This window comes from Microbacterium sp. PF5, from assembly GCF_004794315.1.
In the GTDB taxonomy this organism is placed as follows: Bacteria; Actinomycetota; Actinomycetes; order Actinomycetales; family Microbacteriaceae; genus Microbacterium; species Microbacterium sufflavum.
Map to the genome: position 1 here is coordinate 1 of NZ_SSDQ01000090.1, position 3,504 is coordinate 3,504.

General features: G+C 72.7%; 3 protein-coding genes. All 3 read left to right on the forward strand.

The features are described from left to right. On the forward strand, positions 1-694 hold a 694-nt coding region (locus tag DW297_RS07200; RefSeq protein WP_136030849.1), incomplete at its 5' end, for an LLM class flavin-dependent oxidoreductase. A 128-nt stretch (positions 695-822) separates the two neighbouring features. After that, entirely contained in the window at positions 823-2,457 is a 1,635-nt protein-coding gene (locus DW297_RS07205) for a TIGR04028 family ABC transporter substrate-binding protein (RefSeq protein WP_136030851.1), read from the forward strand. 16 nt (positions 2,458-2,473) lie between these two features. After that, the gene (locus tag DW297_RS07210) at positions 2,474-3,451 is read left to right on the forward strand and encodes an ABC transporter permease (protein ID WP_136030853.1); all 978 of its coding nucleotides are present in this window, start codon (positions 2,474-2,476) and stop codon (positions 3,449-3,451) included. Positions 3,452-3,504: the final 53 nt, after the last annotated feature.

Below are 3,504 nucleotides of genomic sequence, written 5' to 3' on the forward strand. Positions count from 1 at the left end.
GACCGCGGCCGACCTCGCCCTCATCGCCTCGCCGACCCTGGCCGACGCGGTCGCCACGCGGCGGGGACTGCGGGAGGTCGCGGCGGAGGCCGGGCGCTCGCCGGAGGAACTGCAGGTGATCGCGCCCGTGCTGCCCGTGGTCGCCGAGACGCACGCCGAGGCGCAGCGCATCGTGGCGCGGTTGCTCGCGCTCGTGCCGCTCGCGGAGGGGCCCCAGGTCGAGCGCCCCGGTTTCCCGGCGAACCGCACGGTCGCGGCGCTCGCGGACGCCCTCGACGTGCCGGGGGACGACCCCCTGCGCGACGCGGCCTTCGACGCCCCCGTCGCTCCCGCCGAGGCGCTGCGCCTCGGCGGACGAGGGGCCGCCCTGATCGAGCGCGTGGCCCACCTCGCGGGTCTCGGCATCGGCGCCGACGCAGCCCTCACCTGGCGGCATCTGGTCGCCGCGCACGCCGTGCCCGCCGCGTTCGTGGTCGGTGACGCCGCCGCGGTCGCCGACCACTTCGAGACCTGGCGCGACGCGGGAGCGGCCGACGGGTTCAACGTGCTCTCGGCGTTCCAGCCCGCGCAGTTCGAGGCGTTCACGCACCTGGCGGCGCCCGAGCTGCGGCGACGCGGACTGCTGCGCGAGCACGGTGACGGCGCGATCACGCTGCGCGACCGCCTGCGTGTGACGTCGCGTGTCGATGCGTGACCGCGGGTGTCGCCGGGCGACCTTCCGCGTCCGCCGCCCGGCGCGCACCGCCCGCCGCTTCCTAGCGTGAACCCCACGCCGCACCCGTACCCACCTGCACCCACCCGCACCCCCGAGGAGTCCTCCGCATGAACCGCCGCCTGATCCGCACCGCCGCCGTCGCGCTGCCCCTCGTCCTGGCCGGGAGCCTCGCCGCGTGCGCGACCTCCGCCGCCCCCGCCGGCACACCGACCGACGCCGGGGCCCCTGTCGCGGGCGGCACGCTCACGTACCTGGAGCACCAGGCGTACACGAACCTGTACCCGCCGCAGGCCGGCTTCTACCCGAACGGCGGCATCGTCAACAACATCGCCGCCCGGCTCACGTGGCAGAACCCGGAGACGCTCGAGATCGAGCCGTGGGTCGCCGCGGACTGGACCGTGAACGACGACGCCACCGAGTACACGTTCGACCTGAACCCCGGCGTCACCTTCTCGGACGGCACGCCCCTCGACGCCGCCGCCGTCGCGAAGAACTTCGACACCTACGGCCTGGGCGACGCCGACCGCGGGCTCACCGTGTCCGAGGCGATCAACAACTACGCCGGCAGCGAGGTGGTCGACGAGGACACCGTCACGTTCCGCTTCTCCGCCCCGTCGCCCGGGTTCCTGCAGGCCACGTCCACCATCAACTCCGGCCTGCTGTCACCCGATACGCTCGACGGCACGATCGAGGATTTCGGCGCGGGCAATGCGGCCGACATCATCGGCTCCGGTCCGTTCACCGTCACCGACGAGAAGCTCGGCACGGAGTACACCCTCGCCGCGCGCGACGACTACGCCTGGGGTCCGGAGAGCGCCGACAACGACGGCCGCCCGTACCTCGACGCCGTGCACGTGCTGATCACCCCGGAGGACTCCGTGCGCATCGGCTCGCTGCTCGCGGGGCAGGCCGACTACGTGCGCTACGTGCAGGCGTTCGACGAGGACCGTGTGGAGGGCGCCGGCTTCACGCTCTACGCCCCGCAGACCCGCGGCGTGAACAACTCGATCGCCCTGCGGCCGGACAACCCGCTGCTCTCCGACATCCGCGTGCGCCAGGCGATCATCGCGGCCGTGAACGCGCAGGAGGTGGTCGACACGCTCTTCACCGAGAACTACCCGGTGGCGACGTCGGTGCTGTCCTCCCAGGCGGTCGGCTACAAGGACGAGTCGGAGCACTACACCTTCGACCCCGACCGGGCCGAAGAGCTGCTCGACGAGGCCGGCTGGACGCCCGCAGGCGACGGCATCAGGGAGAAGGACGGCGAGCGCCTCGCGATCACGGTCTACGAGGCGAAGCCGCAGCCGCTGTCGAAGCAGACGCTGGAGCTGATCGCCCAGCAGCTCGCGAAGGTCGGCGTCGAGCTGACCGTGAAGCCCGGCGATGCCGGCACCTATGCCGAGGACACGCGCGACCCGCTGAAGACCGGGTTCTACCACTCGATGGTCGGACGCGCCGACCTCGACGTGATCAAGAGCCAGTACTTCACGAAGAACCGCGACGTGCTGATCTCGCAGGACGCGACGCTCGACGAGCTGCTGCTCGCCGTGGCCTCCGAGCCCGACGCCGACGCGCGCGTCGCCGCGTCGCAGGCCGTGCAGGACTACATCGCCGAGCAGGCCTACGTGATCCCGCTGTTCGAGGAGCCACAGGTCTACGGTGCGGCGACGTACGTGCACGGCGTGGCGTTCGAGTCGGTCGGGCGCCCCACGTTCTCCGGCGTCTGGCTCGCGGAGCACTGAGGGCGACGGTGACGCGATGAGCTTCGTCCTCCGACGAGCCGGGCAGGCCGCGATCGTGCTGGTCGCGGCCTTCACGGCCACCTTCTTCCTGCTGCAGCTCCTGCCGGGCGACGCGATCCTGATCAAGTTCTCCGACCCGAGCCTCGGGCTCTCGCCGGAGCAGCTCGACGGGATCCGCGCGACCTATGGCGCCGACCTGCCGTGGTGGGAGCAGTACGTGCACGCCGGGCTCGGCTTCCTCGCCGGCGACTTCGGCTACTCGACGCAGTTCGGCACCCCGGTGCGCACGATGCTGGCGGAGGCGCTGCCCGCCACCTTGCTGCTCGCGTCGCTCGGGCTCGCCGTGGCGCTCGTGCTGGCCGTGCTGATCGCCGGGCTGTCGTCGCTGGCGCCGTTCGCGTGGCTGCGCACGGGACTGCGCCAGGTGCCTGGCCTCTTCGTCGCGGTGCCGGTGTTCTGGCTCGGGATCCTGCTCATCCAGGTGTTCTCGTTCGGCCTCGGCTGGGTGCCGATCGTGGGAGCCGACCCGGTGAGCGGTCTCGTGCTGCCCGTGCTCACCCTGGCCGTGCCGATCTCCGCGCCCCTCGCCCAGGTGCTGGTGCGGTCGATCGACCAGGTGCAGGCGCAGCCGTTCGTGACCGTGCTGCGGGCGAAGGGCGCACCGCCGGTGTGGGTGCTCACGCGCTCGGTCGCGCGCAACGCGGCGGTGCCGACGCTCACGATCGCGGGCGTGCTGTTCGGTGAGCTCGTGGGCGGCGCCGTCGTGACGGAGACCGTGTTCGGCCGTACCGGGATCGGACGCCTCACGGAGCAGGCCGTCGCGAACCAGGACATCCCGGTGCTGCAGGGGGTGGTGCTGCTGTCGGCACTCGGCTTCGTGCTCATCAGCTTCGCGGTCGACCTCGCCACGCCGCTCATCGACCCGCGGCAGCGCACCTCCGCCCGCCGCGGTCGCCCCGAACCCCGCCGCACGCTGCAGGAGGCCACCGCATGACCGCGCCCGTGATCGCCGAGACCGCGGACGCCGTCTCCGCGACCCCCTCGGCC